Origin of the sequence: Blautia sp. NSJ-175, assembly GCF_022867815.1 — a bacterium.
Taxonomy (GTDB): domain Bacteria; phylum Bacillota; class Clostridia; order Lachnospirales; family Lachnospiraceae; genus Blautia; species Blautia celeris.
This window is the reverse complement of record NZ_JALIFQ010000003.1, coordinates 101,516-128,219: the sequence shown is the minus strand read 5'-3', so window position 1 is coordinate 128,219 and position 26,704 is coordinate 101,516. Positions and strand designations below refer to the sequence as shown.

At 45.2% G+C, this 26,704-nt stretch carries 19 protein-coding genes; all 19 read left to right on the top strand.

The annotated features are described in order from the left end of the window. The 19 genes from MUB35_RS06170 to MUB35_RS06080 all read left to right on the top strand — a co-directional run bounded on the left by MUB35_RS06170 (window position 1) and on the right by MUB35_RS06080 (window position 26,595). Window positions 1-771, top strand: a complete 771-nt coding sequence (locus MUB35_RS06170; RefSeq protein ID WP_244805901.1) for an alpha/beta hydrolase — start codon at window positions 1-3, stop codon at window positions 769-771. 32 nt (window positions 772-803) lie between these two features. Next, complete coding sequence (locus tag MUB35_RS06165; protein WP_244805900.1) at window positions 804-1,577, top strand: MBL fold metallo-hydrolase; 774 nt, start codon at window positions 804-806, stop codon at window positions 1,575-1,577. A gap of 103 nt (window positions 1,578-1,680) precedes the next feature. Continuing rightward, complete coding sequence (gene gtfA / locus MUB35_RS06160; RefSeq protein ID WP_033139396.1) at window positions 1,681-3,099, top strand: sucrose phosphorylase; 1,419 nt, start codon at window positions 1,681-1,683, stop codon at window positions 3,097-3,099. A 61-nt stretch (window positions 3,100-3,160) separates the two neighbouring features. Beyond that, the gene (locus MUB35_RS06155; protein WP_244805899.1) at window positions 3,161-4,876 is read left to right on the top strand and encodes a sensor histidine kinase; all 1,716 of its coding nucleotides are present in this window, start codon (window positions 3,161-3,163) and stop codon (window positions 4,874-4,876) included. A 5-nt stretch (window positions 4,877-4,881) separates the two neighbouring features. Beyond that, complete coding sequence (locus MUB35_RS06150; RefSeq protein ID WP_033139398.1) at window positions 4,882-6,474, top strand: helix-turn-helix domain-containing protein; 1,593 nt, start codon at window positions 4,882-4,884, stop codon at window positions 6,472-6,474. A 91-nt stretch (window positions 6,475-6,565) separates the two neighbouring features. After that, complete coding sequence (locus MUB35_RS06145; protein ID WP_244805898.1) at window positions 6,566-8,098, top strand: ABC transporter substrate-binding protein; 1,533 nt, start codon at window positions 6,566-6,568, stop codon at window positions 8,096-8,098. Between the two features lie 22 nt (window positions 8,099-8,120). After that, window positions 8,121-9,029, top strand: coding sequence for an ABC transporter permease (locus MUB35_RS06140; protein ID WP_244805897.1), 909 nt, complete (start codon window positions 8,121-8,123; stop codon window positions 9,027-9,029). 15 nt (window positions 9,030-9,044) lie between these two features. Then, on the top strand, window positions 9,045-9,926 hold the full coding sequence (locus MUB35_RS06135; RefSeq protein WP_244805896.1) for a carbohydrate ABC transporter permease: 882 nt from the start codon (window positions 9,045-9,047) through the stop codon (window positions 9,924-9,926). A gap of 7 nt (window positions 9,927-9,933) precedes the next feature. Continuing rightward, window positions 9,934-10,815, top strand: a complete 882-nt coding sequence (locus MUB35_RS06130) for a Nif3-like dinuclear metal center hexameric protein (protein WP_244805895.1) — start codon at window positions 9,934-9,936, stop codon at window positions 10,813-10,815. Window positions 10,816-10,827: 12 nt separating this feature from the next. Next, on the top strand, window positions 10,828-11,649 hold the full coding sequence (locus MUB35_RS06125; protein WP_244805894.1) for a ChbG/HpnK family deacetylase: 822 nt from the start codon (window positions 10,828-10,830) through the stop codon (window positions 11,647-11,649). A 15-nt stretch (window positions 11,650-11,664) separates the two neighbouring features. Continuing rightward, entirely contained in the window at window positions 11,665-12,471 is an 807-nt protein-coding gene (locus MUB35_RS06120; RefSeq protein ID WP_244805893.1) for an alpha/beta hydrolase, read from the top strand. 1,267 nt (window positions 12,472-13,738) lie between these two features. Then, the gene (locus MUB35_RS06115; RefSeq protein ID WP_118593761.1) at window positions 13,739-15,562 is read left to right on the top strand and encodes a family 43 glycosylhydrolase; all 1,824 of its coding nucleotides are present in this window, start codon (window positions 13,739-13,741) and stop codon (window positions 15,560-15,562) included. A 15-nt stretch (window positions 15,563-15,577) separates the two neighbouring features. Continuing rightward, entirely contained in the window at window positions 15,578-17,839 is a 2,262-nt protein-coding gene (locus tag MUB35_RS06110) for a glycoside hydrolase family 3 C-terminal domain-containing protein (protein ID WP_118593760.1), read from the top strand. Window positions 17,840-17,842: 3 nt separating this feature from the next. Further along, window positions 17,843-19,207 carry an MFS transporter gene (locus MUB35_RS06105; protein ID WP_103733142.1) on the top strand — a complete coding sequence of 455 codons (1,365 nt, stop codon included), beginning with the start codon at window positions 17,843-17,845 and terminating at the stop codon, window positions 19,205-19,207. A 107-nt stretch (window positions 19,208-19,314) separates the two neighbouring features. Continuing rightward, window positions 19,315-20,454, top strand: a complete 1,140-nt coding sequence (locus MUB35_RS06100; protein WP_054352203.1) for an AraC family transcriptional regulator — start codon at window positions 19,315-19,317, stop codon at window positions 20,452-20,454. 101 nt (window positions 20,455-20,555) lie between these two features. Next, window positions 20,556-22,940: a glycoside hydrolase family 3 N-terminal domain-containing protein gene (locus tag MUB35_RS06095; RefSeq protein WP_054352204.1), complete on the top strand. Its 2,385-nt coding sequence runs from the start codon at window positions 20,556-20,558 to the stop codon at window positions 22,938-22,940. Window positions 22,941-22,996: 56 nt separating this feature from the next. Beyond that, a complete protein-coding gene (locus tag MUB35_RS06090; protein ID WP_244805892.1) occupies window positions 22,997-24,307 on the top strand; it encodes a DUF5605 domain-containing protein in 1,311 nt (436 codons plus the stop codon). 19 nt (window positions 24,308-24,326) lie between these two features. After that, entirely contained in the window at window positions 24,327-25,160 is an 834-nt protein-coding gene (locus tag MUB35_RS06085) for an alpha/beta hydrolase (RefSeq protein ID WP_244805891.1), read from the top strand. A 592-nt stretch (window positions 25,161-25,752) separates the two neighbouring features. Continuing rightward, on the top strand, window positions 25,753-26,595 hold the full coding sequence (locus MUB35_RS06080; RefSeq protein WP_244805890.1) for an AraC family transcriptional regulator: 843 nt from the start codon (window positions 25,753-25,755) through the stop codon (window positions 26,593-26,595). Window positions 26,596-26,704: the final 109 nt, after the last annotated feature.

Genomic DNA, 26,704 nt, shown 5'->3' with positions numbered 1-26,704 from the left:
ATGGCATATATTGAAATGAATTACAAATCAGAAAGTCTTATGAGGAGTGTATCCCTGAATGTGTTTCTGCCCTGCTGTGACGGCTGGGGAAATGCGGAGAAACCCTTCAAAACCCTGTATTTTCTTCCGGGCTTCAGTGCCAGCGGAAAAGAGCTGAGCACTAGCTTGAGTTTTCGCCTGCAGTCCATGATGAAGGGGATTGCAGTGGTGATACCGGACGGGGACAATTCTTTTTATGTGGACAGACCGGACCGGTTTGCCTGGTACAGTAAGTTTGTCGGCAGCGAGATCGTGGAGGTGACCAGGAGTATTTTCCCCCTCTCTGTTAAGCGGGAAGACACCTTCATCGGCGGAATCTCCATGGGCGGATATGGGGCGCTGTTGAATGGCCTGCGTTACAGAGAGACCTTTGGGAAGATTGCGGCTATGTCTCCGGGACTTGATTTCTATGATCTTATGGAGCGGGGTGTGAACGGTTTTACCCGGGAATACCTGGACGGGCTTTTTGGAAGCAGGGAGGAGTTTGAGCGCACAGACCTGGGTCTGGACCCGGCTTATCTGGAAGCGAAGAAGGCGGGAGAAGAGATCCCGGAACTATTTATGTGCTGCGGACGTCAGGATGAGCTGGTGTATGAGAATAATGTCCGCTTTGTAAAATTCCTGCAGGAAAATCAGATTCCGGTTGATTATCGGGAAGATGACGGCGGCCATGATGTAATGTTCTGGGAAAAATTTATGGATCCTGTATTTGCGTTTCTGGCACAGAAATAAGGAATGTGAAAATGAATTTGGGAGGAAAAAATATGGATTACAGAGTTGTACAAATGGATGAACACACCTGGAGAATTGAGGAATTTGATGACACATCCAGTGTATATATGTATCTCCTGGAGGGGAGCGAGAGGGCCATGCTGCTGGATTCAGGCCTGGGCATGATTCCGCTGGATGAGATAACGGCTGAACTGACATTGCTGCCTGTGGATGTACTGGCAACACACGCACATCTGGATCATATCGGCGGGAACAGCTTCTTTGAGAAGGTTTATATCAATGAGCTGGACAGAGAGGTATTTAGTCTGCACTGCGATAAGTTCAGGAGTCATTATCCCGATTATCAATTTCGAGGACAGAGGGATAATATTATCTGGTACACAGGGGAGAAAGAATTTCAGCTCGGCGGGCGGACACTCCGTCTGGTTTCTTCACCGGGCCATACCTTAGGAGCTGTGAGCATTCTGGATGTGGAGAGAAAATGGCTGTTTACAGGAGATACCTGCTGCCAGGCTTCTGTGTTGCTGAACCTGGAATATACCACTACAGTGGAGACTTATAAAAGGACCATAGAGAGGCTACTGTCCATTGGAGAGCAGTATGACCTGACCTGGCCGGCGCATCACAAAATTCCTGTTTCTCCTGAGATACTGGAACAGTTCCGTGAAGCCGCTGACCTTTTGCTGGATAAAAAGGCGGAGGGAGAAGATATAGAGATGCCCTTCGGTCCGGCGAAATGCTTCTATTATAAGGATATCTCCATTACCTATACGCCGGACCGCGTATTTGACAGAAATGATGCTTGAAATATCTTGAAATTGAAAGAGACAATCCCTTTTACAAAAGATTTTCGATGCCGGACAGTGGTATAATGAGGACAGGATACAGAGTAGTGAAAGGAGATATACAATGCAGTTAAAAAACGAGATCATGCTGATCACCTACGCGGACAGCCTGGGCAGTAATCTGAAGGAACTGGGGGATATCCTGGAAAATGACATCAAGGACGCAGTGGGCGGAGTACATATCCTTCCCTTTTTCCCGTCCTCCGCGGACAGGGGTTTTGCACCTATGAGGTATGATAGGGTTTCACCTGAGTTCGGAACCTTTGCAGATGTGGAGAGGATTGGGAAGAGTTATTACCTGATGTTTGATTTTATGATCAACCACATTTCCAGAAGCTCGGAATTCTTCAGGGATTTTGAGAAGAAGAAAGACCAGTCTGAATACCGGGATCTGTTTATCCGGTATAAGGATTTCTGGGAGAACGGGGAGCCGACTGCGGAACAGGTGGACAAAATCTATAAGAGAAAGCCCCGTGCGCCGTACACGGACGTGGAATTCGGAGATGGCAGCCGAGAGAAGGTGTGGTGTACGTTCTGTGAAGAACAGATTGACTTAAATGTGGAAAGCGCTGCAACGAAGAAATTTATCCGGGAGAATCTGGTTTCCATGTGCAGCCACGGTGCGTCCATTATCCGGCTGGATGCCTTTGCCTATGCGGTGAAGAAGCCGGACACCAGCTGTTTCTTCGTGAAGCCGGATATCTGGAATCTGCTGCGTGAGACAGAAGCCCTGGTGAAACCTTACGGGGTGGAGATCCTGCCGGAGATACATGAACATTACTCGATCCAGATGGAGATTGCCGGAGAGAAATTCTGGATATATGACTTCGCCCTTCCGGTCCTGACGCTTCATGCCCTGTACAGCGGGAAGGGGAAATATCTGAGGGAATGGCTGCTCATGTCTCCCATGAAGCAGTTCACCACACTGGATACTCATGATGGTATCGGAATCGTGGATGTTAAGGATCTGCTGCCGGATGAGGAGATAGAATTTACCAAGGATAAGATGTTTGCCGAGGGGGCAAATGTCAAGAAGATATACAACACAGAGGCCTATAACAATCTGGATATTTATCAGGTCAACACCACCTATTATGCAGCGCTGGGAGAAAATGACAACGCTTATCTTCTGGCAAGGGCCATCCAGTTCTTTGCTCCCGGCATCCCTCAGGTGTATTATGTGGGAATGCTGGCAGGCGCAAATGATATTGCGCTCATGGAATCAACGAAGAACGGAAGAGATATCAACAGGCACTGCTATTCGGCGGAGGAGGTAAAAGAGGAATTAAAGCGTCCTGTGATAAAGGATCTGCTGGCACTCATGCGGTTTCGCAACCGGCACCCGGCGTTTTCCCTGGAAGGGCAGATAGAGGTGGCGCTGACAGGGGAACACGGTCTGCGCATTACCAGAAAACAGGGGGAACATTTTGCTGTACTGGATGCAGATTTAAAGAGACATACGTTCGAGATCAGGTGTTCCTGACGTAAATACAGCTCCCTGTCTTACGGACAGGGGGCTGTTTGCACAGCAGAGAGGATTATCTATGAAAAAATCAATTGTCCGCAGAATCATAGCGCTGGTCACGGCCCAGTTATTGTTTTTGATATTCATTTTTTGTGTATTTGTCTATTTCTCCTATGCCGAGACCAGAGAGGAGATCATACAGTCCTCTGATAACTTCCTGCAGGTTTACGGCAAAGAGATCAAAGACCGGCTGGATAAGATGGAAAAGATGCTCAACAGTATTGTATATCAGAATATAAACCTCGCAAAACTGGAGAGCAAAGACGAGAGCGAGAGATTTTACGCTTCATTGGCTCTCAGTAATCAGATCAAAGATCTGACGGCATGGGATGACAGCGCTCAGATGCTGGTGATCGCAGAAGGGGAGTACGATATCTGTCTCAGTGCCGAGGGAGATGGGGTGAGCTTTCAGGAAGGGGAGGCTATCCGGGAATTTGTGCTGGAAATGTCCAGAAAGGGCAGGAAAAAGGCCAGGTGGTACTTTACTTCTATCGAAGGAAAGAGTTATATTTACAGAATCTATATGCGCGGAACCAGGGCTGAGGCAGCCTTTCTGTCTATGGAGAGACTGAGGCATTTCTGGGACAATACGGATTTTGGAAACCAGGCGTTTACCATAACTGACGGAGATGGCACAGTCTGGACATCGGTTGGATTCTTAAATGATCCGAAGCTGCTTTCGCAGGAAGGGAAGAATTTGGAGGAGCCGCAGTTTGTGAAAAGGCAGATGGAGATCGTGGAGGGGCAGGTGTGCCTGGAATCCTTTGTGAAGGCCTATGATGTGCTGGGCAGTATCCGCTACAGTGCGGTCATTGTTATCTTGCTGATCCTGGGAAGCATCGTGTTTGCGCTTCTGGTCATACGCTATATCAGGAGAGAGCTTTTGCATCCCATGCAGCACCTGACCAGCGTGATGGACGAGATTTCTGACGGCAGTTACGAGCTGCGGTTTCAGGGCGGATATGAGAGCCGGGAGTTTATCCGTCTGGCAGAGACATTTAACCGGCTGATGGATGAGATCGTGGGGCTGCGCATCCAGAGCTACGAGAAACAGTTAGAATTAAAAGACACAGAGCTAAAATGTGTCAGGCTGACCCTGCGTCCCCACTTTTTCCTGAATGCCATGACTACGATTTCCAGTCTGAGTATGCAGAATAAAAATGTTGAGATTGATGCCTATGTGAAATCTCTGTCGAAAAATATCCGGTATATGTTCCGCTCCGGGCTGCATACAGTTCCTGTCCGGGAAGAGATCAGCCATGTGGAAAATTATTTTGAGATGCAGGAGCTGAAGTATCCGGGAAGTGTATTTTATTTCGTGGAGATGGCAAAGGAGTGTGAGGAGTGGAGGATTCCCCAGCTTCTGATCCACACCCTGATTGAAAATGAGTACAAATACGCAGTCTATCCGGGAAAAACACTGAGCATTCTGATCCGGGTGTCCCTGGCTCATTTCCAAAATGAAACCATGCTGTCTGTGGAGATAGAGGATGACGGACAGGGCTATCCGGAAAATGTTCTGAAGGAGATGGGGGAATATCACGACAAGTATCCGGAGGAGGGGACGAGGATCGGTCTGTGGAGCATACGAAAGATATTGTATCTGATGTATGAGAGGACGGACCTGTTCCAGATGTCAAATGTGGAGCCTCACGGATGCCGGAATCTCCTGCTCATTCCGGAAAAAGCGAAGCATGAGATGAAGGAAGAAACCGTACAGAACAAAATTGGGTGAAGAAAATGAATGTGTTGATTATTGATGATGATATCACGATCGTGGATGCCATTGAAAGTTCAGTGGACTGGGACAGGCTTATGGTGGAGCAGGTCTGCAAGGCATACAACATAGAGGATGCAAAGCAGATTTTGGACAGGCAGGAAATAGAACTTATCATCAGTGACATTGAGATGCCCCAGGGAAGCGGCCTGGAACTCCTTAAGTGGTACAGGGAACAGGAACTGGACGGGGAATTTCTGCTTCTGACCTGCCATGAGAATTTTGAATACGCTGCCAATGCACTGAAAATGCAGGCGGCTGAGTATATCCTGAAGCCTTTTGATGCAGAAGTGCTGGAGATGGCCCTTCAGAAATGCATTCAGAACATCAGGAAGAAGGAGGCAAACAGAAAATCCCGGGAGTATGAAGCCTGGTTCCAGCACAACTATAAGAATATCAAGCTGTCCTTTGTGGAACGCCTGCTGAAGGAACCGTTCACTCTAAAAATGTATGAGGACAACAGCAAACTGATATCCGGCGGCCAGAAACTGGAATTGGGAACAGAGTACAGGATACTGGCAGCGAAATTTACAGATGTGGAGAAGGATACTGCCAAATACGGCAGAGAGCTGCTGAAATTTGTCCTGAACAATCTGTTTTCAGAGATTCTGTGCAGTACACCGGAAAATGAGCGGGTCATCTGTCAGGAGAAAGACGACGAGCTGCTGCTGGCAGCAGTCTGCGATGTGGATTCGGATGAGACTATGCTTGACCGTGCCAGGATATTGGTGGATTCCGTCAGGCAGTATATAGATTGTGTGATGACGGTTTGCGTAAGCCGGGTCTGTGATGTCAGCCGGCTCTTTGAGACATATCACAGAATCCTGAAGAAAATGTCCTGGAATGTGGGAATTTACGGCAAAGTGGTGCTGGAAAGCCAGATTTCAGAGAAGCAAAGGACCGGAGATGCTTTACTGGATGGCGGTAAGCTGAAGAAATACCTGGACAAAAAGGACAAAAGCGGACTATTAAATTATCTGAAAAGATGTACGGCGCTGATGCATGAACCGGGTAATCTGGACCGGGAAATGCTGATCAAGGTGAAACAGGAGCTATTGCAGGCCGATTATTTCTACCTCACAGAGAGGGGAATCCAGGCATCCAGGCTTCTGGGGGACCAGTTGTCTGTGGATATGGAGAAGAAGGCGGTGCGCTCTGTCCTGGATTTGATGCGCTGGGCGGCATATCTGCTGGAACGTACCTTTGCCTATGAGGAGGAGATCCGGAAATCCAATACCATGATCGGGCAGATCAATGATTATATCCATAAGCATTACGGGGAGGAAATCGGCAGAAATGAGATAGCGGAGCATTTCTTTCTGACCCCGGAATATCTGGCGAAGATGTATAAGAGGAAAACAGGCACAAGCCTGAAGGATTATCTGAACGAATACCGGATCGGACAGGCGAAAAGGCTTCTCGCGCAGACAGATAAGCTGGTGAGCGATGTGGCTATAGAGGTGGGGATGGATAACTTTTCTTATTTCTCTACTCTTTTCAGAAAGTATACGGGTCTTACCCCGAATGAATACAGGAAGCGTGAATCAGGCGTATGAGGCTTGTTTTTGAAAAAGGAAGACTTGTTTTTGCAAGAATCAGACCATGGATATCACCTATAATGGGAGTATCAAAAGGAGGTAAGGAAAAATGAAAAAAAGAATGAAACAAATCATGGCAGTGGTTCTGGGCATGAGCATGGCAGCCGGTCTTTGTGCCTGCGGCGGCTCCGGGGGTTCCGGCAAGAAGGAAGAAGGCGCCAAGGCAGACTCTGACAAGTATGAAAAGGTAGTTTTTGCCTACCAGACCTTTAACAATGTTCCCTCAGAAGAAGGACTTGCTGAGGTACAGGAAGCTGTGAACAAGATCACAAGGGAAAAGATTGGCGTGGAGGTGGAGTTAAAGCCTATCGCCTACGCGGATTACAACAATCAGATCAGTCTGTCCCTGCAGGCGGGCGAGCAGATTGATCTCTTTGAGAGTCTGTTTAATTTCCCGGACTGTGTTGCCGCGGATATGGCTATGGATATCACAGAGCTGGCGCCGGAATTTGCACCCGAGGCACTAGAGCTGGTGGGTGAAGAGTGGATGAATGCCTGTACTGCAGACGGTAAGATTTATGGAATACCGGTCTACAAACCGCTGGCACTTACGCCTATGATTACTTACCGCAAAGATATTGCTGAAGAACTGGGGATTGATATGAGTCAGGTAAACAGTGTGCAGGATTTGGATGCTGTTTTTCAGAAGGTTAAGGAAGGGCGTCCTGATATCACACCGCTGGCCCCCATTGCACCGGGAGATACAGGACTGAATAGGCTCTACAGTACAAATGTGGATTACCTTGGCGATGACTATACCGCACCAAAGGGTGTTTTATTGGGTGATGACACCAAGGTTGTGAATCTCTTTGAAAGCCAGGAGTTCATGGATGTCTGCAAGATGGCAAGGGATTGGTATAACAAGGGCTATATCATGAAAGATGCGGCTACGACCACGAGTATGTCTCTGGAACTGCTGTCCTCAGGAAATTATTTCTGTGCTATTGCTTCCTACAGTTATCCGGAAGAAGATACAGCAGCCAGCTTACAGACTCAATGGGGTTATCCGACAGGGGCCAGGATTCTGAAAGAGGCTTATATTGATACGTCAACAGTTAATGCAGTGACCTTCATGGTTTCTACTAACTGTGAAGTGCCGGAGGCGGCTCTCAAATTCCTGAATCTGACTTATTCAGATAAGGAGATTGTGAATCTTTTGATTTATGGAATCGAGGGCAGAGATTATGTGGTAAAGGAAGAAGACATTGTTAATTATCCGGAGGGGGAGGATGCCTCTACAGTTCCTTACACAGCACAGCTTAGCTGCGGTACACTGGGAAATTATTTTATTCAGTATCAGATGGAAGGCAATAATCTGGATTCCCTGAAATGGGAAGAAGAACAGAACAAAGAGGCTGCTTCCTCACCAGTTATGGGATTTGTGTTTGACACAGCACCTGTTAGCACGGAGTATACGGCAATCGCAAATGTTCTGAGTCAGTATCTGCCCGGACTGTTCTGTGGCAACGTGGAACCGGAAACAGAGATTCCGAAGCTGAACAAAGCGCTGGAGAGCGCCGGACTTGGAAATGTCATAGCTGAAAAACAGAAACAGTTGGATGCATGGCTGGCAGCTCAGTGACGCTTAAAGGGAGGGAAAGAATATGAAAAAAAGTTCTAAAACCACGCTTCCCTTTATGCTGATCGCTCTGCCGGGTGTTGTATACCTGATCATCAACAATTACATACCCATGTTCGGGATTTTCCTGGCATTCAAAGATTACAAGTATTCCAAAGGAATCTTTGGCAGTGACTGGTGCGGTCTGAAGAATTTTAAGTTTTTGTTTGCAACAGACGATGCCCTGATCATGACCAGGAACACAATCTTATATAATCTGGTGTTTATCGTACTGGGAACCGTGGTGGCTATCTTTATTGCAATCCTGATGTGCGAGCTAGGTGAGCGGATGCGGGTGAAGATATTTCAGTCCTGCCTGCTTCTGCCGAACCTGCTGTCCTGGGTTGTGATAGGTATCATCGGATTTGCTTTCTTAAGTGCAGATACAGGTTTTATCAACAACACGATTCTGCGCACCATGGGGAAGGAGAGTGTTTCCTGGTACATGCAGCCAAATGTATGGCCCTTGATACTGGTGCTGGTCTTTCTATGGAAAAATGCAGGTTATCAGTCCATTATTTACATGGCAAGTATCTCAGGCTTTGACAAATCTATCTACGAGGCGGCATCTATCGACGGTGCTTCCAAGCTGAAACAGATATTTTCCATCACACTGCCCATGCTGGTCCCGACCATCACGATTCTGACCCTGATGGCGGTGGGAAGGATATTCTTCTCTGATTTCGGTCTGTTTTATCAGGTGCCGCAGGATTCCGGAGCGCTGTATGCAGTTACCCAGACCATTGACACTTATGTATACAGGGGACTGATGCAGTCCAACAATGTAGGTATGGCGGCAGCGGCGGGATTCTACCAGTCTGTTATTGGATTTGTACTGGTGGTGGCAGCCAATGCGGTTGTGAAAAAAATAAACCCGGAAAATGCACTGTTCTAAGGGAGGTGAAAGCAGATGTCTGATTCTAAAAAATTTAATGTCATAGCCACTGTGATCCTTGGGATTCTGGTGGTGGTCACTATGGTGCCCATCCTGATGATCGTGATCGCATCCTTTACAGAGGAGAAAACCTTACTGCGCGACGGATATTCTCTTTTGCCTGGGGCATTGAGCGTTGACGCTTACATTTACATGGTAAAGCAGGGGGCGATTATTGTACGGGCCTACGGTGTATCCATACTGGTGACGGTTGTGGGCACCCTTGGCAGTGTCCTGATCACAGCCATGCTGGCATATCCCATGTCGAGAAAGGCATTTAAGTACAGAGGAATATTAACCTTTTTTGTATTTTTTACTATGCTGTTCAGCGGAGGTATTGTACCTTCTTACATTATGTGGACAAGGGTATTTCAGATCAAGGATACCATATGGGCGTTGATCCTGCCGAATTACCTGGTGACAGCGTTTAATGTCTTTCTTGTGAAGAATTATTACACCAACAGCATTCCCGACTCTCTGATCGAAGCGGCACAGATCGACGGGGCAGGGGAGATGAAAATATTCTGGAAGGTCATACTTCCGCTGTCCGTGCCTACGATCGCCACAGTCAGCCTTTTTTCAGGTCTGGCCTACTGGAATGACTGGATCAACGGTCTGTATTATATCAATGACGCCAAGCTGTACAGCATCCAGATCCTGCTGCTGAAGATCATGAACAATATCAACGCCTTGAAGCAGAATACTGGAAGCCTGATGGGGACCGGCGCTGTCAGCCTTCCGGGAACATCTATCCGTATGGCAATGGCGGTGATCGGAATTTTGCCCATTTTACTCATCTATCCCTTTGTGCAGAAATATTTCATCAAGGGTGTAGTAGTGGGGGCAGTGAAAGGATAAATATAAAATGAAAAATGAAGAAGTTATTGACCGTATCTTGCAGTTCCACCCTGATATTCCGGATTATGACGGATGTGACGGGTATAAATCGGGAAATCCGTCGGATGAGTGTACAGGGGTGGTCAGCGCTCTGGTGCCCACAGTGGATGTGATCAGGAAGACGGCGGAGCTTGGCTGTAACCTGCTGGTGACCCATGAGCCGATCTATTATCAGACCCCGGATTACCCTGAATGGAAGGGAGAATTTGAAAACCGGGTTTATGATGAGAAAAAAGCTTTGCTGGAGCGTTATGGGATCACCGTGTGGAGGGATCACGATCATATCCATGCCCACCAGCCGGATCTGATTTTCAAAGGAGTTGTGAAATATCTGGGCTGGGAAGCATATGAGCTGAAAGCCCGGAGAGAGATCCCTCTATATTACGCCTTCGAGATACCGCCGGTTACGGTGCAGGAACTGGCAGAATTATTGATGGACAAGCTGGGAATGAACGGAATCCGGTTTGTGGGAAGACCCGGGGATGTGATCCGCCGCATTGCCATTGTGGCTCATCTGTATCCGCAGCCGGGTGATGAGATCCGGGAGGATGGATATTACCGGGACTACTCGTCACAGATCATGCGCCAGATGGAGGAAGAGGACTGTATTGACGCGGTGATTCCCGGAGAGATCATAGAATGGACATTGTTGTCTTATATCCACGATGCAGTGTCCCTGGGTAAGGCGAAAGCATGTTTTAATATCGGCCATTACAATATGGAAGAGCTGGGAATGCGCTACGCGGCGGACTGGATAAAAGAACTGCTCTGCGAAGAGGTACCTGTACATTATGTACAGACGGAACAGTATTTTACATATATGCAGCAGCGGGAAATGGACAAAATATAAGGAGGAGATAACTTGAGTATTCAGCTTTTGAGCAGGACGGATGATTTCGGCTCCGCCCGGGCGGCCAACAGGGCAATCCTGGAGGCCGCAGACACGGGATATGTAGTGCGGAATGTGTCCTGTATAGCCTGTGCCCCTTATATAGAAGAGGGAGCAGAGATGCTAAAGAAGTATATCTACATTGATATCGGGCTGCATCTGACCCTGAACTCTGAGTGGAATGGAGTGCGCTGGGGCGCGCTTACAGACAATAGACAGATAACGGATGACAGAGGGTATTTCTTTCAGACACAGTGGGAGCTGGCCGGGAGAAAACCGGATGTGGACGGGATTATAAAGGAATATGACGCTCAGCTTGACAGACTGACAAAACTGGGACTTTCCGCTGCCTATGCGGACAGCCATATGGGACCTGAACTGTGGGTACCCGGGCTGGCTGAGGCTATAGAGGACTGGACATTGAAAAAAGGTCTGATCAGTGCGAGAAATTATTATTCTGTTGCGAAACAGGGACAGCCCCCTTTTACGGATAAGGATGAAGTTTATCTGAAAGGGGTAAGGCTGTGGCTGGAAGGTCTGCAGCAGGGAAGGCAGTACAGTTATGTGACACACCCCGCGGTGGGGTGTGAAGAAATGCGGTTATTCTACAATGAGGAAATACCGGCAGGTGTGATAGAGAAACAGAGAAACCAGGAGTACATGGCAGTGACGGCACATGCGTGGACAAAATGGCGGGAAGAACTGGATATTCGGCCTGTATGTTATACTGAGGCAAAGGAGCAGGGAGATGGACTGCCGATACTGAAGTCTATGTTGAATTTTGGGAAAAAATAAAAGGAGAGATAAATTATGGCACACATGAAATTGGAGTACAAATCAGCAGCATTAACACGGGGCGTGTTCCTGGAGATATTTCTGCCCACTGACGGATGGGGCGCAGAAGTACCGTTTCCGTACAGAACCCTGTATTTCCTTCCTGGTTACAGCGGAGACAGTGATGAAATCTACACATATCTGAGTATGCGGAGACAGTCTGATTTAAAAGGTGTGGCAGTAGTGATTGTAAACGGAGATAATTCCTTTTATGTGGATCATCCCCAAAGAAATATGAATTATTCTACTTTTGTAGGCAAGGAAGTGGTGGAAATGACAAGGAAGCTGCTCCCGCTGTCCCATAAGAGGGAGGATACTTATCTTGCAGGAGTGTCTATGGGAGGATATGGAACACTTCTGAATGGAATGCGTTATGCAGATACCTTCGGCAGGATTGCGGCGATGTCTCCGGCAATTGATACTTATGAGGTACACGAAAACCAACCGGATGCCGGATTCTCCATCGAGTTGTTGGATAATATATTTGGCAGCCGGGAAGAGTTTCTGGCTGGCGATACCAATCTTACCAAGACATATCTGGATGCCTTTGAGAAAAAAGAGTTGATGCCGGAAGTGTATGTGACCTGCGGCAGACAGGACAGGCTTGTATATGAGCAAGATAAGAGATTTGCAGAGGAACTGCAGAAGGCAGGTGTGCCCATCGTTTACCAGGAAAGCGACGGAGACCATGAAACAGACTTTTGGGAAGGAAAGATGGATGCAGTATTTTCCTTTTTGACAGGTATTCCGGAAGGCTCACGTAATAAAATCGTGCTTCCGTAAAAATTTGCAGATAATCGGGAAACAGAATGTTGTCCTGAATACTGCTCAATGTGGCGGTTAGAGGATGCAGCGGGGTATGGATTTGTAGTCGCGGACTGGAGCGATATGGATATATTGTTATCCCAGGCGGATGTAGTATCCTTTAAGTTTCCATGCAGAAGTGTTATATGAAAGATTAGCTAAACGCAGAAAATGTTTTTGATGCCCTATTTTTAGATATTAGAAAATAAATATTGAAAACCATCTGTGGTTCCTTATGGTATTAGCATCCAAACTCTTACCGAAAGGAAATATCCACAGATGGCTTCAGCTAATTCTTTATGCAATGTCAAGAGTGCAAAACTGATGCCCTCACTGCGGTAAAATTTGGTGATTCCACTTCCAAATCGAAAATCAAATAGGGAGCAATCCGCATAACCAGTGGGGCTGTGAGATGTTTTAACCCACAGTTCTCCACGAAGAGCCCTTTCTTATTTTTCTCTGCCGGTATTGTACTGGCAGATTTTTTATTTTATAATTGGCTCATCTTAAATAAAGGAATAGCCCCACAGATGAGGTCTTTGTTTGACGACGCAGTTTCCCATTCCGTAGGGCTTCCACGTGTATGAGTATATCGACTTTTTCGCTTTTTTACAAGTCCATTTCTGTTCCGCCTGTAAAGTTTTTTTGTGACCTTACAAATTAACATATTTTACAGGAGGACTCATTCCATGAATGAACAAAATACAAACTATCTGAAACAGCAAATCGACATCCTTTCTTTTCGTAATCTTGTCCCCGGTACTGTTGTGACTTACTCTTATTTCTGAAGGATAGCTGACATCTTAATCCCCGTACAGTCAATGTTTATATTGCAAAACTCAGGGATTTCTATCAGTATGTTCTGCATCGTGACTGGGACCGCTATCCAAGGAGGTCATAGGTCTTCTTATCAGGCTTCTGATTTTGAACCCCTGACTTAGAGCTTTGCTAATCTATTCTGACAAAAGATTTGACATAAAAAAGCAGGTTTTTTGCGACCTGCGAGTATCTTTTCTAATGTTCGACTGTCAAACTCCCGTGTAAATAAAAATTAATGCCACAAAAACGATTTGTCAGCGGGCTGAGACTAATGAGATATTAGGAGAGACAGGGGAACTTTGAAATGTTTCAATAAAACAATATACATGAAAAAATAACAACAAATATAGTAAAAAAGAATTCCCTGGATGATTATAATATAGATATTGAATCGTTATAAGACGTGAAAGTATAAGGAGGAAATTTAATGAAACATTATTGTAATCCTATGAATCTGGAATATCGCTATCAATTCTTTCGACGTCCGAATCAATCGGGGAAGAATGATCTGTATAAAGTATACCGTGAGGCAGCAGATCCGACACTGATTGCGTTTAAGGGATTGTACTATCTGTTTCCATCCATGACAGCTGGATTTTTTACAAGTGAAGATCTGCATGACTGGAACTATTACAGATTAGGAAATGAGATCCCCGTTTATGATTATGCACCTGATGTTCGTGTTATGGGAGATTATATGTATTTTTCCGCGTCCAGAAATGGGGAGAATGGTTCGTTCTATCGGACAAAAGATCCACGGACAGAGGCCTTTGAGAGAATTCCGGCCACATTCCCGTTCTGGGATCCAAATCTGTTCATTGATGATGATGGGCGTGTGTATTTTTACTGGGGATGTTCCAATATGGAGCCAATCTATGGAGTCGAACTTGATTCCAAAACCATGCAGCCGGTCACGGAAAAGCAGGTAATGATTCGCAGTCATGAGGATGTGCGCGGGTATGAGAGATTTGGGGAAGAACATGTGGCTCCCCATACAGATGCGGATATCGAGGAACAGGTGGAAAACATGATTTCCATGATGAAGGATCAGGCAAAAGAAGAGGGGGCAGAACTGCCGCTTCCGGAGGAACAAGTAAAGGCGCAGCTTCGTGGATATTTCAGCAACCGGCCGTATATCGAGGGAGCCTGGATGACAAAACATGAAGGAAGATATTACCTCCAGTATGCAATACCAGGAACGGAGTATAATGTTTATGGAGATGGAACTTATATAGGAGATTCACCGCTTGGTCCATTTAAACCGGCAAATAACAATCCTTATTCCTATAAGCCCGGAGGGTTTATTACAGGTGCAGGCCATGGCTCAACCTTAGAGGACAGAAAAGGAAAGTATTGGCATATATCATCCATGCGTATCAGCCATAATGAGAATTTTGAGAGAAGACTTGGATTGTGGAAGGCCGGATTTGATGAAGATGGTGAACTTTTTTGTGACCAGCGGTTTGGAGACTGGCCAATTGCCATGGATGCTCCTGCCTTTGCAAAACCAGACTGGATGTTGCTTTCCTACGGAAAAAAAGTGAGGGTATCGTCCGGTGACGGTGCTCAGAACGTTACAGATGAAAATATCCAGACGATTTGGAAGGCAGCAGCGGCTGCTCCGGGAGAATGGGCAGAGATCGATCTGGGAGAAGTATATGATGTGTCAGCCGTGCAGATTAATTTTGCAGATGACGGAATTTTGCGTGAACTTCCAAAAGGACAAGAGCCAAAGGTGCTTCCATACGAAGAACGATGGCTGGATTTAGAAAAACAGGTTACTTGTTGGGTTATGGAAGGATCAACAAACGGGTCAGACTATGAGGTGCTTGAAGATAAATCACAGGCAAGGTCTGATCTGCCCCATGATTTCCTGGAGTGGGAAATCCCGAAGAGAGTCCGTTTTATAAAAGTGACGGTTATGAAGGTTCCATATGGTGCCAATCCATGCATTTCAGGAATCCGTATATTCGGAAAGGGAAATGGAACAATGCCTGCAATGGCCCGGGAAGTCAGCTTTGTACCGGAGAGTGAGATGGATTTAAAGGTGACCTGGGAGGCAGAAGAAGGTGTACATGCCAATCTTTTGTGGGGATATGCACCGGATAAAATGTATCACAGCCGAACAATCATGGGTGCCACGGAAGGCCGAATAGGAGCTCTGGTAGCCGGTCAGCCGGTTTACATCCGCGTAGATACCTTTAACGAAAATGGTATAACAGAAGGTAAAATCATAAAGGTGAGGGGATGAGAAAAGAGGCGGATCATGTACAGTAGAGAGATAAAAGAGAGATTACAGTCTATGACTATAGAAGAAAAGGCCAGATTGTGTGCGGGCAAAGATTTTTGGCAGACATGGGGAGATGAAGAATCCGGTATACCGCCCATGCTGATGACAGATGGGCCGAGTGGTCTGAGAAAGCAGACTGAAGCTACAGACCATCTGGGACTGAATGAGAGCAATACCGCAGTTTGTTTTCCGGCAGGATGTGCACTTGCATCTTCCTTTGATCCGGATCTGGCGGAAGCGGTAGGTACAGAGATTGGAAAACTGGCCAGAGCGGAAAACGTTGGTGTGGTATTAGGACCGTCCATTAATATAAAACGGTCTCCCCTTTGCGGACGCAGTTTTGAGTATTATTCGGAGGATCCCTATGTTTCAGGAAAGATAGCAGTTGGATTCATCAAAGGTATACAGAACCAGGGAGTGGGCGCAAGTCCAAAACATTTTCTGGCAAATAATCAGGAATATTACCGCCAGACAAGTAATTCTGTGGTGGATGAAGTGACAATGCGGGAAATCTATCTTCCTGCATTTGAGATGGCAGTAAAAGATGGAAAACCATGGACAGTGATGTGTTCTTATAACAGGGTAAATGGGACTTATGCATGCGAAAATAGCTTATATCTGACAGATATCTTACGGAGTGAATGGGGATTCGATGGAGTCGTTGTGACCGATTGGGGTGCCTGTAATGATCCGGTAGAAAGTCTGCAGGCAGGGCTGGATCTTGAAATGCCGGGACCAGCCAGGGATAATGTGAGGCGCATAGAAGAGGCAGTGAAAGACGGAAAGGTAAAGATGGAGATTCTGGACCGGGCAGTTGGAAGAGTTCTGGATATTCAGCAGCGGGCAGCAAAGCAGGAATGTATGCCGGCATATGATTTTGAACTGGGGCATGCAGCTGCACAAAAAGCTGCAGAGGAAAGTGCAGTATTATTAAAAAATGAGGAGCAGATTCTTCCTTTGAAAAAAGAAGACAAGATACTTTTCATTGGGGAATATGCGGATAAACCTCGATATCAAGGCGGAGGAAGCTCCCATATCCATCCATATAGAGTTACATCAGCAAAAAGTGCAGTGGCGGATATGGAAAACATTACTTTTGCTCAAGGATACTGTGATCAGGGTAAAAATAATGACAGGTTGCTTAGAGAAGCGGCAGAGCTGGCAAAGTATGCGGACAAGGTGGTAATCTTTGCCGGACTTCCGGAATACTTCGAATCAGAAGGGCTGGACAGAAACAAAATGGATATGCCGGAATATCAGAACCATCTGATTTGTGAAGTGGCAAAAGTTAATCCTAATATGGTTGTGGTGCTGCATAACGGGGCGCCTGTTACTATGCCGTGGGTGAATCAGGTAAAGGGAATCCTGGAACTTTATCTTGCAGGTGAAGCTGCCGGTGAGGCGGCTGTACGGCTTTTATTTGGTGATGTCAATCCTTCCGGGCATCTTGCGGAGACATTTCCACTGAGAGTGGAGGATACACCTGTCTATCCGTATTATGGCAGAGAAAAAGAGGATATTATTTACAGAGAAGGACTGCTGGTGGGATACCGATATTACGGGACGGTGAAAAAGGAGACTTTGTTTGCGTTTGGCCATGGATTGTCTTATTCTGAATTTCGATATTCTAACCTGCAGCTTGACCGCAGGGAAATGACAGATTGTGAAACACTGCATGTATCTGTCGATGTAGAAAATATCAGTGATAGAACAGGAAAAGCACTGGTCCAGATATATGTGGAACCTTTACATGGGGTATCGGTCCGGCCAGTCAGAGAGCTTCGTGCATTTGAAAAAACAGAGTTGAAATCCGGGGAAAAGAAAAAGATACATATCCGGCTTGACAGGAGAGCATTTGCACAGTGGGATAAAGGACTGCATGACTGGTATGTACCGGAGGGAAGTTATGCGATACAGATTGGGGCGTCAGCAGAACAGATTCTGCACACAGCGGAAGTGAAAGTAAAGCCTAAATATTTAAAAAAAGAAAGATTTACCATCAATTCGCCCATGGGTGATTTCAAAAAAAGTCCAAAAGCCATGAAACTTATGGGGCAGTTCTTTCCTCATATGCAGGAACAGCAGGATGAAGATATAGAAGATGAATTTATGAATAAAAAGGCACTGGAAGCCACGTCCAACGCAATGCCTCTGCGGGCAATGTTATCTTTTGCTCCGGGGCTTACATATGAAATGCTGGAGCAGTTGGTTGAGGCAGTCAACAGAGAAGGAGAATAAAAAATGAAAAAAGAAAAAAAGTATCAACAGGATCCATATAGAATGCGTCCAATTCAGATGGCAGGATGGTCCGGGAGAGCAATTTCCATAGCAGTCAATGTAATTGTTCTTATGCAGATTACCTTTTATTGTACGAATATCCTTGCTATGTCACCGGTTCTTGTAGGTACGCTGTTAATGGCAAGTAAGATTTTTGATGGTGTTACAGATATCTTTGCAGGTGTACTGATTGACAAAACAAAGACACGCTGGGGAAAGGCAAGACCGTATGAATTCAGTATATTGTTTGTATGGGCAGCAACAGTATTACTTTTCAGCTGTCCGGATTTGGGAAATCTCGGTAAGGCAGTGTGGGTTTTTGCAATCTATTCGTTCATCAACTGTATCTGTGTAACACTGCTCAATGCTTCTGAGGCGGTTTATCTTGTCCGTGCCTTTAAGTATGAAGATGACAGAACAAAATTATTGTCTGTAAACGGTCTGCTTGTCATGCTCTTCTGCACGGCGGCTGGTATGGTTTTCCCAATCCTGATGGGAACTCTTGGAACGACAAAAGGCGGATGGACGACAATGACATTGATCATGGCAATCCCGATGATGCTGATTGGTATGGGACGGTTCCTGCTTGTAAAAGAAAAGGTGGATACAACGGCAGGTGCTGCAGTAAAAATAGGATTTAAGGATTTTGTTCCGGCAATGCAGAATAAATACATATGGATTTTTTGTGGAATCACTTTATTTGTAAACTTGATTAGCAATTCCGTTTCCAGTGTTGGAACTTATTATTTCGCATATGTGGTAGGTGATATCAAGCTTCTGAGTATTGTGAATATGCTGGGACTTATCACACCATTCCTTTTGTTGCTGATGCCAAAACTGCTGAGTAAGATATCCCTGAAACAGTTGTTTCTGTATTCATTTTTTATTGGAATCATCGGAAGCGTAATCAGAGGTATTGCAGGGGCCAATATACCACTGCTGGTTCTGGGCAGCTTATTCCAGTCACTTGCAAGTATGGCGCCCTCTTACTATACAGTTCTGCTGCTCCTTGATATTATGGATTACCATGAATGGAAAAAGGGTGTACGAGTGGAGGGTGTACTGAGTGCGATCAACAGCTTTGCCGGGAAACTGTCAGGTGGGATTGCTGCCGGCGGTGTAGGACTTCTGATGGGAATCTGTGGATTCGACGGGACATTGGCTGTCCAGTCTTCAACAGCAATGGGATCTATTGTGGCGCTGTACTGCTGGATACCTGCAGTACTGTATGCATTTCTGATTCTCTTTATCAGACTGTTTGATCTGGATAAGAAGATGCCGAAAATCCGTGAAGAACTGGAAGAAAGGCGAAAGGCTGCAGTACAATAAAAGAATCATATTCAAAGAAGCTCTGCTCGGTTCAGAAGAATTTTGGGCAGGGCTTTTTGTGCTGAATAAAGCCTCAAAATGTGATAGAATGAAATGAGGTGATTGGTATGGATAGAATAGAATTTTTCCTGAACAGACTTTATGTTGGGAGCAGGGTTCCTGTAAGTATATATAAAAGACAGTCAGACGAAACCGTAAAACATATCTGCATTCCAAAAGAAAATACGGATGCGGTGGAGTGGAATAGAGATGATGAGGCGATAGCCCGTTGGATGAAACAACTTGAGGAAATTGGAAAACCGTTTATTTACGGCAGTACAGAGACACATTTCTATGGAATGTTCACAGATGATGCAGGTACAGCCGTCGTGTGGGGACCGGTACAGGAAGACCTGCGGCGTCTGGCCAATGTGACAGCTTCCTCTTATTTCTTTCTGACTGGCAGACAGATGATAGAAGAGGAGGTGGAGATCCATTGGGTGGGAGAATATCATATACTGCAGGATGCAAAAGGATATGAAATGTATCTGCTCGATAAGTCTGAATGGAACAGAATCCATAACAGTATTGAATATGAGACTGTATTCTTAGAGGCAATCGAACGAGGGGATTTGGAGAAGTTATTTGAACTTTCAAAAATGCCGGAGCCGGAAGGTGTCGGACAGGTTGCCTGGGAGGAAAAGAAACGGATGGAATATCTTTGTGTGGCAAGTGTCACGCTGTGCTGCCGTGCAGCGGTACGCGGCGGAGCAAATCCGGAGGAGGCATATGATCTGTCTGATTATTTCCTGCAGAAGCTGCAGCAGACAAAGGACATGAAAGATATGAAAAAATTAACTTTTGACATGGAGCTTACCTATGCGAAATTAGTACGCAAACAGAAGAGCCGACAGAAAAAAAACCTGCATGTGGAAAGATGTAAAGATTATATTGCCAATCATCTGCGGACAAACTTTAAAGTACATGACATAGCGGATGAATTATCGATTAATCGGACATATCTGTCCAAAATCTTTTCACAGAATGAAGGAATGACAATACAGCAGTATATTTTGCGGGAACGCTGCGAACACGCATCCAATATGCTGCGGTATACAAATTATCCGATTTCCATCATTGCGAATTATTTTTGTTTTTCCAGCCAGAGCCATTTTACAAAGAAGTTTCAGGATGTATATGGAGTGACACCAAAAGAATACCGCAAACAGAATAAATATATAGAAAGTTATCAAAGACAGAGACAGTAACAGAAAAACAATATACGTATTAAAAGAACAACATCCGTGATATGAAAAATACGGGTGTTGTTTTATTTTAGAACAAGATAGAATGATTAAGGAGAACAAGAATGAAAACAAGAACAAAATTAATTGATAAAGCATCCGTTAAGAAGGTTATGGGAGAATTGACCATTGATGAAAAGCTGAATCTTGTGGGGGAATATTCTGCGTGCCATACGCTGGCGATTCCGGATATGGACATTCCTTCTTTGTATCTGCTGGATGGGGCAACCGGTGTTAATGGAAATCAGATATTACTCGACTATTTAAGTGCGCCGGAGCGTGCAGATGCTGTAGAGGAGACAAAAAAACTGTTTACCAGATTTACAGAATTGGCGGTATTGAATGAAATAGACCTCGATGAGGCAGAAAAACAGTATAAAGAAGAACCAATGATGCTAAATGTGATTCAGCATATGAAACACTTTCGTCCTCGGGGAAAAGAGTTTCTGTGCTTTCCCTCGGGGATTAATATAGGCGCTGCCTTCGATAAAACTGTAGCAAGAGACATCGGTGAGGCTATAGGACAGGAAATGCGGGCATCAGGGGTGGATAACTGCATGGGGCCGAATGTGGATATTATCAGGGATCCCCTTGGTGGACGTGGTTATGAGATGTACGGCGAAGACCCAAGACTGGTGGCAGATACCGCAGTCGAGGTGATCAAAGGAATACAGTCCGCCGGAACAGCCGCCTGCGCAAAACATTTTCTGGCTAATAACCAGGAAACAAACCGCAATACTGCAGATACACATGTATCGGAACGTGCGCTGCGGGAAATTTACGGCAGAGGATTTCAGGATTCGGTTCAGAGGGCAAACGTTCTGACTATCATGAGCGCGTACAATTCTATTAATGGAAAATTTTCATCTTATAACGGGGAAATTCTAAATGATTGGCTCAGAAAAGAGTGGGGATTTGATGGTACAGTTGTCTGTGACTGGGGAGCGGTAAAAGAGAGAAAAGCAGAGGCGATCATGGCGGGTATGGACATGATTCTCTGTGGTCCGACGGATATGACAGAGGTAAAAAAGCAGCTGGAAAATGGTACTTTTTCTATAAAAGACTTGGACAGATCTGTAGAGCGGATTCTGAATCTGATTCTTAGGATACGAGACAGCAGGGCTGGGAAAGAGTTTACTTATAAGCGGGAGGAAATTTGTGAGAAAATGCGCCGCTGCATTGCTGCCGGCAGTATTCTGTTAAAGAATGAAGGAGGGGGGCTTCCACTGAAGCAGAGCGGTAGGGTTACATTTTACGGAAAACGCAGCAAGAAATTTATGGAATGCGGCACCGGGTCTACTGCAGTGATAACAGGTATACATAGTAATGTATTTGAAGCATGTGAAAAATACAGGGATGTTGTGATTTCATATGAGGATATGGATAATGCCGATGTACTGGTCTATACCGTTACGGCACCGGCGGGGGAGAATGCGGACCGTGCAGACATGGATATAGAAAAGGAAGACAGGCAGAGGCTTCCCCGGGTGTTGAAGCTGGCAAAAGAAAAAGGGCTAAAGACAGTTGTCCTTCTGAACGTGGCAGGTCCGGTGGACATGAGAACATGGGAGAAATATGCTGACAGTATATTGTGTATTTTTATACCGGGATGTATGGGCGGCGTAGCAGCTGCAGATATGCTGTTTGGCGAAGCATATCCGGGAGGAAAGCTGCCGGTGACATTTCCGAAAAGGCTTGAGGATACACCGTGCTATCCGAATTTCCCAGGGGAAGGAAACCATGTGTACTATGGGGAAGGGATCTTTGTGGGATACCGCAGTTATGAAAAACGTAAAGTGGAGGTACAGTATCCTTTTGGTTACGGTTTATCCTACACAAAATTTGAAATAAGCTGCAGGGAAAAGGAAAGGATATTCCGCGTTCTGGAGGAAGACACGCTTGATATTTCTGTTATAGTAAAAAATACAGGTCATTGCAAGGGAAGTGAAGTGGTACAGATTTACGCGTCAGAAGAAAATCCTCATGTACTTCGGCCGGTTAAGGAACTGGTTGGATTTGCAAAAGCAGAGCTGGAGCCCCAGGAGGAACAAGAAATATCTGTGCAGATAACAAAAGATGCATTCCGGTACTTTGATGCTGATAAAAAGAGCTGGATACTGCCGGTTGGAAAGTTTAAACTTTATGTAGCTACATCTTCAGCCAAGGAGGATATCATTGCAGAAATTCCCCTGCGGATCATTGGGGAGAGTGCATACAAACTAAACGGAAACAGCAGAGTTTCTGAAGTGATAAAGAATAAAGACGCAGTACAAATCGTAAATAAATATACAGATGGACTGCTGGAGAAGATGGAAGAAGGGGATCTGGCTATGATGTTGAATGACAAACTTGCGGATTTTCTTGGTATGGTGATGATATCCATGGTACCGGATGCAGTAGAACTGAATGAAATACTGACATCTCTTTCAGATGAACTTGAAGCGTTATAGATACAGATAAATTTGCTGCGGCAGATAAAAATCAGGAGAAAGAAAGGTGCAGATAAATGAATGGGAACAGGAAATGCGGAAAGGTATTAACAAAAGGATCCAGGTTTGAGTATGAGGACGGTACACCGTATATCCCTTTTGGCACAACGGTGTATGCATTGTTATATCAGCCGGAATACAGGATCAGGGAGACTTTGGAGACACTCAGGATTTCACCGTTTAACAAAATCAGGTTTTGTATTTTTCCAAAATATTATGAGTATGTACGTGAAGAACCGGATGTGTTTCCGTTTGAAATGGAAGGGAATAAGATATGTGTAGATCGTCCGGTGGAAATATATTGGAAGCGCCTGGAGACAGTTCTGGATGAACTGGAGGAAATGGGTGTGCAGGCAGACCTCATTTTATTCCATCCATATGATAAATGGGGATTTGCGCATCTGACCATGAGTGAACGAAAAAAATATCTATCCTATATTATTCAGCGAATCTCAGCTCGAAAGAATGTCTGGTGGAGTCTTGCAAATGAATATGATGTAATGTATGATTTTAAGGAGGAGGACTGGAGGGAACTGGAAAGTTTTCTTGCAGATAATGATACTCAGAAACATCTTATAAGCTGTCATAACTGGCAGAAATTTTATGATTCTTCTCACGATACCATAAGTCATGTTTCCATACAATCCTGCTGGTATCAGGAGGCAGGGACTCTAATGAAAAGGTATGGAAAACCGGTAATTTATGACGAGATGGGATATGAAGGGAATCTGCAGCAAAACTGGGGGAATCTTTCTGCTTTTGAAGTAGTGAACCGGTTCTGGTGTGTATACACACAGGGAGCTTATGCCTCCCATGGGGAAACTTATTATGCAGAACATGAGGTACTCTGGTGGGCAAAAGGCGGCCGCTTAAAGGGGGAGAGCCCAAGGCGCATTCAATGGCTGAAGGAAATCCTGGAAAGTTTTCCGGGAGCCTTGTCTCCGATAGTTTCCGGATATGAACAACAGGGATCAGGGGATACACAGGAAGATAACAGTGCATTGCTGCAGAAGCTGATGCAGCTTCCGGAGTCCATTCGAGGTTTTGCTTTTGCAATGACAAAATTAACGGAAAAAGAAAAAGAAAAAATGCTGCTTGCAGATCCTCAGTATTTTGGACATTTTAAAGAGAAAGTATATCTGCGGTATTTTGCCCGCAGCTGTCCTTCTATTTGTTCTATGAAACTTCCGAAAGCCGGCTGCTACAGCGTTGAGGTATTGGATGTCTGGGAAATGACCCGGACACAGATTTATGCGGCAGCAGTGGGAGAGATTGAAGTCCGTCTTCCGGCAAAAGAAGGGATTGCAGTACTCGCATGTCAAAATTAATAAAAGGAGAAAACAGATTATGGCCTTTATCCAAATGAATATATTATCACAAAATTTAATGCGCACAGTTCCGGTGAATGTGATCCTGCCGGTAGACAAGCAGCAGATGCCGGGAATGCCGGCCAGAGAGGAGAAACCATACAAAACGCTTTACCTGCTCCACGGAATCTTCGGAAACTATATGGATTGGGTGACAGGGACTAAGATCATTCGGTATGCGGAAGAGCACGATCTGGCGGTTGTCATGCCTTCAGGAGATAATTCTTTTTATGTGGATCACCCGGAAGCCATGAACAATTACGGGAAGTTTGTGGGAAAAGAGTTAGTGGAGATGACCCGGAAAATGTTTCCTCTTTCAAGAAAAAGGGAAGATACCTTTATCGGCGGCCTGTCAATGGGCGGAGCCGGAGCCCTGTTAAACGGGCTGAAGTATCATGAGACATTCGGATATATTGTGTCTCTTTCCGGAGCGTTCCTGATAGAGGAGCTGCCCCACAGGACAAACGATACCGTAAATGTGCTTGAAAGAAGAGATTACGCGGAGAGCATCTGGGGAAATCTTGATCAAGTGGCTGAAAGTGAGAATAACCCCAAATATCTTGTCAGGCGAATAAAAGAAGAGAATGCAGAGTTTCCAGAAGTGTACATAGCATGCGGAGAGCAGGACAGCCTGAGAGATGTTAATCTGGATATGTATCATTTTCTGAAAGAAAACGGGGTGAATGCAGTATATGAAAGCGGAGCAGGGGCTCATGAATGGGATTTCTGGGATACCTATATCAAACGTGCCATGGAATGGCTTCCTACAGAGAATACAGGGTTGGGAAGAAACAGCGGAAATGTGGGAATATAAAATAGGGCTGTGCTCTGTTAAATTACTACGAATGAATTGATTCAATCTGCTGCATTTTGTTATGTTATCAAATGTTTTAGCTTTAAAAGAAGTATGTCTGGAACCACCTGAATTTATAGGCGTCTTGGCAGACTTCTTTCTCCTCTGCGATTTCCTTTTGTCTACGACCAAATGCTTTTACCATGTCATTTTCGTACGTTTTAAAATAAATCTTGTAATCATCATAACTTGGGATGGTGTTGGCATCCAGGGATTTTCCACGAAAACAGACGTATCTTCTGACAAACCCCAGACCCCGGGAAACATAAGGGTTCCTGAAATTCTGACAACAGTTTGACAACAGTTTGACAACAGTTTTTAGGCCCACTTTACCACTTCACATTATGTAAAACCCCTGTAACCAGTGGGCTTCTTCTGGTTACAGAGGCTTCAAAGGGGAGGATAAGTATTTCTACTTTTTCTTTTGTAATCCTCGAAGAGCGTCACATCTTTGTGCCTTCCCTCCGTGGACTACTTATAGTATGACCGGTATCAAACAAGCTATACAAAAGAAATGAAAAAAATTATTTTTTTTTATCCAGGGAGCAAAATTATGAAAAAATACTTCCAGGGATGTGCAGTGAACAAGTATGTCAACATCACATCCGTATTCACCATATACGAAAAAATCTTTGAAGATACCTATTATTTTGACGGCGAATCCCACGACTTCTGGGAATTTGTCTGTGTACTGGACGGCTCACTGGGCGTGACGGCCGGGGAAGATGTATGTATTCTGGAAAGAGGCCAGTCCGTTCTGCACCGTCCCATGGAATTCCACCGTCTCTGGTCGGAAAAAAAGACAGAGCCTCATATCTGTGTGATCTCTTTTGCCGCGGATGTTATGCCTCAGATAAAAGAAAAGCAGTTTCAGTTGACCGAAGAAGAATACAACACCATATCCGGCCTTATGGAAAGAGCGGGCAGCATTTTTAACAGAGACCGGGAAATTCTTGTAAAAGGGGTCCATTCCGGAAAAGAGGCGGAGTCCCAGATCTTTTTTAATACCTTTGAGAGTTTTCTTCTGTCCGTTCTCACCGAAAAAACTCCCGGGATGGATGCCTATGTTTCCGTCAGTGCAGACAATTACCGATTCATTGTCCGCACTTTGGAAAAACATATTACAGAGCATCTTACCCAGGCAGACATTGCAGGACTCTGCAATATGAGCCCGGCATCTCTGAAAAAAACATTTTCAAAATACGCCGGGATCGGCATCATGACATATTTTACACAGATGAAGATACGCCGTGCCATGGAGCTGCTGAAAGAAGGATGCGGCATCAATGAAACCGCGGAAGTTCTGGGCTTCTGTGACAGGAACTATTTCAGCACAGTCTTCAAACGCACTACAGGGGAATCTCCCGCAAACTATCTGAGAAAACAGCAGCAATAAAGCTGCGGAAAAATTCAACAGAATATATCTGCACAAAATGTTATCCGATATCAAATATAATATCCCCAAATACCTATAGAAATTTGTATTCGGCTATGTTACAACTAAA